Origin of the sequence: Denitromonas iodatirespirans, from assembly GCF_018524365.1 — a bacterium.
GTDB classification, from domain to species: domain Bacteria; phylum Pseudomonadota; class Gammaproteobacteria; order Burkholderiales; family Rhodocyclaceae; genus Nitrogeniibacter; species Nitrogeniibacter iodatirespirans.
Genome location: NZ_JAEKFT010000200.1, coordinates 1 through 205, shown reverse-complemented (window position 1 = coordinate 205; position 205 = coordinate 1). Strand labels below are relative to the sequence as shown.

General features: G+C 68.3%; 1 protein-coding gene. It reads left to right on the top strand.

Going from position 1 to position 205, the window contains the following annotated elements:
• Positions 1 to 205, top strand: a 205-nt coding sequence (locus tag I8J34_RS24555; protein WP_214364237.1) for an AMP-binding protein, incomplete at both ends; no start/stop codon positions are given.

The following is a 205-nucleotide window of genomic DNA, read 5'->3' as shown; positions in this document are numbered from 1 at the left end:
GCAACCTCTACGGCCCCTCGGAGACCACCACCTACTCCACCTGGGTATCCATGGATCGGCAAGACGGCTTCGTGCGCCACATCGGCCGCCCGATCGCCAACACGCGCATCTACATCCTCGACGCCCACCACCAACCGGTCCCGGTGGGCGTGGCCGGCGAGCTGTACATCGGCGGCGAGGGCGTCGCGCGCGGCTACCTCAACCA